Raw genomic sequence first — 5,139 nt, 5'->3', positions numbered from 1 at the left:
GCCACGCCCCTTGCAGAAACGCGTCGGCGAAACTCGCAGTCTCCGGCGATAGCACCTTTGAAGCATTGCCGAAACTTCTCAGCCAGTCGGATTGGGTGACGGCGGCCGCATCCTTGATGAAATACAGGTCGAGCTTGAAGATGATGCAGGATGCCAGCGTCGTAACGAGTACCGGGCCGGCCAGGCGTGGCAGGCGCTTGATCGCACCCAACCGCAGATCTTGTGCCTTGCTGGTCTGAAAATAACGCTTCACGAGCACGTAGGAAGACAGGATGAAAAACAGGTAGACGGCGGAGCCGCCATTGAACGCGACGAAAGCCAGGCTTGTTTTGAGCGATTGCCCGGCCAAGTCTCCCTCGCCTTCCATCAATGGCGCAAAAGCACCCAAACAATGCCCATTCAGAACTACGAGCGCGGCGACACCTCTTAACAATTCGAGTGAAGCATCCTTGGCCAAGTATGGGCTTTCTTTGAATAATTGCTATTTAGTACGCGCGAATATAATCGTTCGGCGAACAGAGTTCGCCGTTGCTGGAGAGATTATCGCGATCTGCATTAAATTATTGTTCACGCAAGCCGGATGGCCTGCCGAGCAGCTTCGTGTTCAGGCTTTGACCGTATATATTACAGGTCCGTCAGGAACTTGGCGAAGGTCATGGAGCCTTCGGGCCAAGGGCCGAATCCTGAATCCTCGCTGAGATGCCCGGTCTCGCCGGCGTCGATGAACAGCGAGCCCCAGGCCCCGGCAATGTCCTCGGCGACATCGAAGGCGCAGAACGGGTCGTTGCGGCTGGCGATCACGATCGAAGGAAAAGGCAGCGGTTCGCGCGGGTAGGGGCCGAAGGTCATCAGGTGCCTTGGCTTGATCTTTGGATTGGCGACATCGGGCGGCGCCACGAAAAAGGCCCCGGCGACCGGCTTGCGGAATTGCGGAATGGCTTGCACTGCGGTGGCGACGCCAAGTGAGTGCGCGACCAGGACGACCGGCCGCTCGGCCTCGTTGACCGCCTTGGCGACGCTCGCCGTCCAGTCCTCGCGCACCGGCTTCGACCACTCCGCCTGTTCGACGCGGCGCGCCGTCGACAGCTTCGACTGCCAGCGGCTCTGCCAATGGTCGGGGCCGGAATTGGTGTAGCCCGGCACGATGAGAATATCTGCGTCTCTGACCTTCATGGCGCTGAGATAGCGAGCGGCATCGCTTCGTGCAACCGGCAGAAACGCCACGTTTGATCACAATAGTGAACACCATGTTCGCTTCTTCGCGTCTTGTGTGAACGATGCGGATGGACGATCTGTGGTCAGGAAAAGAAACAGCCGTGCGCGGGAACCCTGACTTTGGAACTGACACGACGTACAATGATCGGCGGAGTGGGGTTTCTCGCTTTGGGAGCTTCATCGCAGGCCGGTCGAACGGAGCATTTGATGAGCGAGTTGCCTTTTGCCGCCACCACCCCGGTCAGCGTTGCCCGCGTCGGGCTGAAGGCGCGCGACGCGGAAAGCCTTGCCGCATATTATCGCAGCATCGTCGGTCTGCAGGAACTGAGCCGCGCCGATGGGGCGATCACGCTGGGCGCCGCCAACCGTCCGTTGCTGGTCATCGAGGCCGATCCTTCGGCCAAGCCGGATGATCCTCGCAGCGCAGGCCTGTTCCATACGGCCTTCCTGCTGCCCAGCCGTGCCGATCTCGGCCGCTGGATCAACCACGCCATATCAAACAAGATCGCCATCGAGGGCGCTTCCGACCATCTGGTCAGCGAAGCACTGTACCTGACCGATCCCGAAGGCAATGGCATCGAGATCTATGCCGACCGCCGTCCGCAGGACTGGAAGTGGAATGGCGACAAGGTGGCGATGGCGACCGAGCGGATGAACATTCCGTCCGTCGTTGCCGAAGTGCCTGCGGGTGACGCCGGCTGGCAGGGCGCGCCGGAAAACAGCGTCGTCGGCCATGTCCACCTGCGCGTCGGCAGGCCGGAAGACGCCGAAGCCTGGTGGAACCAGGAATTCGGCTTCGACACGGTGGCCAAATATGGCGGCCAGGCGGTGTTCCTGTCGTCAGGCGGCTATCACCACCACATCGGCGCCAACGCCTGGCAGAGTTCGGGCGCCGGCCGCCGCGATCCCAGCCGGTCGGGTCTGGCCTGGGTGGAGATGCGTTCGGACAATGTGACCAGCCCGGTGACCCGCGAAGATCCATGGGGCACGGTGATCAGGACTGTTCCCGGCAAGGCTTGATTTGAGGGCTGCGCCAAGCTGGAGCACCCCTCAACCGTCGCGGCGTTGCGCGCCGATCCACCTTCTCCCACAGGGGAGAAGGTGAAGCCTGCCGCTCGCGGCCAGCGACGGTATAGCGCTTTGCCTCAGGCTTTGCCAAACACCCGCTTGAAGATCGTGTCGACGTGCTTGGTGTGATAGCCCAGGTCGAATTTCTCGCGGATTTCGGCCTCGGGCAGGGCAGCGGTCACTTCCTTGTCGGCCAGTAATTCTTCAAGAAAATCAGCGCCTTGCTCCCACACCCTCATGGCGTTGCGCTGGACCAGACGGTAGGAGTCTTCGCGAGACAACCCAGCCTGCGTCAGCGCCAGCATGACACGCTGCGAATGCACGAGGCCGCGGAACTTGTTCATGTTCTTCAGCATGTTGTCGGGATAGACGAGCAGCTTGTCGATGACGCCGGTCAGCCGCGACAGTGCGAAATCGAGCGTCACGGTGGCGTCAGGGCCGATCATGCGCTCGACCGAGGAGTGGGAAATGTCGCGCTCGTGCCAGAGCGCCACATTCTCCATCGCCGGCATCGCCATGGAGCGAACCATGCGGGCAAGGCCGGTGAGGTTTTCGGTCAGCACAGGGTTGCGCTTGTGCGGCATGGCCGACGAGCCCTTTTGGCCCGGCGAAAAATACTCTTCCGCTTCGAGCACTTCGGTGCGCTGCAAATGCCTTATCTCGATCGACAGCCGCTCGACCGACGAGGCGATGACGCCGAGCGTGGCGAAGAACATCGCGTGGCGATCACGCGGGATTACTTGTGTCGACACCGGCTCGGGCTTCAGGCCGAGCTTAGCCGCCACATGCTCCTCGACATAGGGGTCGATGTTGGCGAAGGTGCCGACCGCCCCGGAGATCGCACAGGTGGCGATATCCTCACGCGCGTACACCAACCGCTCGCGGCAGCGCGAGAACTCGGCATAGGCCTGCGCCAGCTTGACGCCGAAGGTCGTCGGCTCGGCATGGATGCCGTGGCTGCGGCCAATGGTGACGGTGTTCTTGTGCTCGAAGGCGCGGCGCTTGAGCGCTGCAAGCAGACCATCGATATCGGCGAGCAGGATGTCGCTGGCGCGGGTCAGCTGTACGGCGAAGCAGGTGTCGAGAACGTCGGACGAGGTCATGCCCTGGTGGATGAAGCGGGCGTCCGGCCCGACGAATTCGGCAAGATGGGTCAGGAAGGCGATGACGTCATGCTTGGTGACGCGTTCGATCTCGTCGATCGCCTCGACGTCGAATTTTGCGGCACTGCCCTTTTCCCAGATGGTTTTTGCCGCTTCCCTGGGGATGACGCCGAGTTCGGCCAGCGCATCGCAGGCATAGGCTTCGATCTCGAACCAGATGCGGAACCGGGTTTCTGGCGACCAGATGGCGACCATTTCCGGCCGGGAATAGCGAGGGATCATCGGTCAGTCCTGACATATCGAGAAGTTTGCCCGCGTCCTAACAGAGGCGAGCAAAATGCTCAACGCCGCTGGCGCGCAAACCAGACGCCCGCGGCAAACAGAGCGATGAAACCAACTGGAAAATAGAGCCGGATGCCCAGCACCACGAATTGATAGAGCGCAATCAACGTCGTGAAGACGAACTGGAGGACCCAGGTGCGGGTGAAAGCAGGCGCATGCCACTCGGCGTAGTAGGAGCGGTACTGCAGGGCAAACAGCCCGCCGGTCAGGCCGATCGTCGCCGCTGCTAGGCACACGAAGGCCGCGGCGAAAGCGACTTCCCAGCGTCTTCCCTGCGAGACCAGCCGCGCCGCGAACAGGCCGATCGGGAAGGCCAGCGCAGCTCCCGCCGCAAACAGCATGGTGACAATGCGGATTTTCGCCGGCGTCTCCCAGTCGCCCAAAAACAAGGTGAGGAGCGCGCTGGCGCCCATTGTCACAGCCCACAACAAGGCGCCGACAAGTGCTGTGCGCGGCGTCGGTATCGCGCGGCGAAGGCGGTTCAGCGCACGATCGCGCGCGGCGGGTTGAGCAGGGGGTGTCACAGGCGGCCGGTCACCGCGATCCAGCGAAAGTCCGGGCCTTCAAAGCCGTATTGGCGCACCGCGATCAGCACGGCATAGGCGCTGAGGCTGTCCATGGAAAAGGTCTGCACGGCGCCGATGCGATAGCCGTTCGGGCAGCCCCGGCTTTTCGGTATCGCCTTGTCCTCGTGCAGCAGCTTGGTCGTGCCGCCATCCTGCGCCTCGATGCGCAGCAGCCGGAAGCCGTTGATTTCGCCCTGGCTCTCGCAGCCATCGGCGTTGTTCATGCCCAACTCGTCGAGCCGGAACTCGAGCGGTGGGTCGACCGGAGTGAAGATCGGGCGCGGATTGACCGCCATCCGGTGCGGATCCGCCGAAAGCTCGGTCACCGGGTTGAAACCCGCGGTGATGCCGCGGTTGGCGTCCAACTCGGCCTGGCTGACAATGGATTCGCCTTTTTGCCGGGCCTGAAGGCGCACCGCATCCAGTTTGGCATTCTCGTCCTCAAGCCGGACCCGGATCGGCGTGCCCTTCAGAAAGCTGTCGGTGCTGGTGTCGATGTAGTAGCGGTTGGCATAGGGAAAGCCCGATCCATCCTGCACGCCATATTCCTCGAAAGCGAAGACGCTGCCGTCCTTGGTGAAGCCGAGGATCTCAAGTTCAGCGACATCGCCGGCATGAGCCGCGATCGAGGTCGCAAGCTGTGCAAGCAGGCCAACGGCAAACAGAAAGAGCATTCGCATCGGTCTTCACCCCCGTGATCGTTTCAATCCCCTAGCACGACGGAATCAAAACGTCGTGCGGTGCGAAAGCCGATGCATCCAATCGGCCCGTCATTTGTTATTGTCGGCAGTCCCAATGGAGAACCACCATGACCGACACCAGCAAAATTCGTGAGCATATGGAAG

At 61.7% G+C, this 5,139-nt stretch carries 6 protein-coding genes; 1 reads left to right on the top strand and 5 read right to left on the bottom strand.

From position 1 onward, the window contains the following. Positions 1–457 (bottom strand): acyltransferase family protein (locus EN994_RS17100; RefSeq protein ID WP_164745969.1); only part of this gene is annotated, 457 nt, incomplete at its 3' end. A 167-nt stretch (positions 458–624) separates the two neighbouring features. Next, the gene (locus tag EN994_RS17095; RefSeq protein WP_063170214.1) at positions 625–1,173 is read right to left on the bottom strand and encodes an alpha/beta hydrolase; all 549 of its coding nucleotides are present in this window, start codon (positions 1,171–1,173) and stop codon (positions 625–627) included. A gap of 249 nt (positions 1,174–1,422) precedes the next feature. On the opposite strand from EN994_RS17095, the gene EN994_RS17090 reads away from it, so the two are divergent. Beyond that, on the top strand, positions 1,423–2,235 hold the full coding sequence (locus tag EN994_RS17090) for a VOC family protein (protein WP_013532122.1): 813 nt from the start codon (positions 1,423–1,425) through the stop codon (positions 2,233–2,235). Between the two features lie 125 nt (positions 2,236–2,360). Here EN994_RS17090 and purB read toward each other — a convergent pair whose 3' ends face one another. The 3 genes from purB to EN994_RS17075 form a co-directional block, all read right to left on the bottom strand. Beyond that, on the bottom strand, positions 2,361–3,668 hold the full coding sequence (gene purB / locus EN994_RS17085; RefSeq protein WP_063167823.1) for an adenylosuccinate lyase: 1,308 nt from the start codon (positions 3,666–3,668) through the stop codon (positions 2,361–2,363). 59 nt (positions 3,669–3,727) lie between these two features. Then, positions 3,728–4,141, bottom strand: a complete 414-nt coding sequence (locus EN994_RS17080) for a hypothetical protein (protein ID WP_082826442.1) — start codon at positions 4,139–4,141, stop codon at positions 3,728–3,730. A gap of 107 nt (positions 4,142–4,248) precedes the next feature. After that, on the bottom strand, positions 4,249–4,974 hold the full coding sequence (locus EN994_RS17075; protein ID WP_013532119.1) for a DUF2259 domain-containing protein: 726 nt from the start codon (positions 4,972–4,974) through the stop codon (positions 4,249–4,251). Positions 4,975–5,139: the final 165 nt, after the last annotated feature.

This window comes from Mesorhizobium sp. M7A.F.Ca.CA.002.09.1.1, assembly GCF_003998555.1.
Classification (GTDB): Bacteria; Pseudomonadota; Alphaproteobacteria; order Rhizobiales; family Rhizobiaceae; genus Mesorhizobium; species Mesorhizobium ciceri.
The sequence above is the reverse complement of the archived record's forward strand: the minus strand, read 5'-3'. Positions and strand labels throughout refer to the sequence as shown.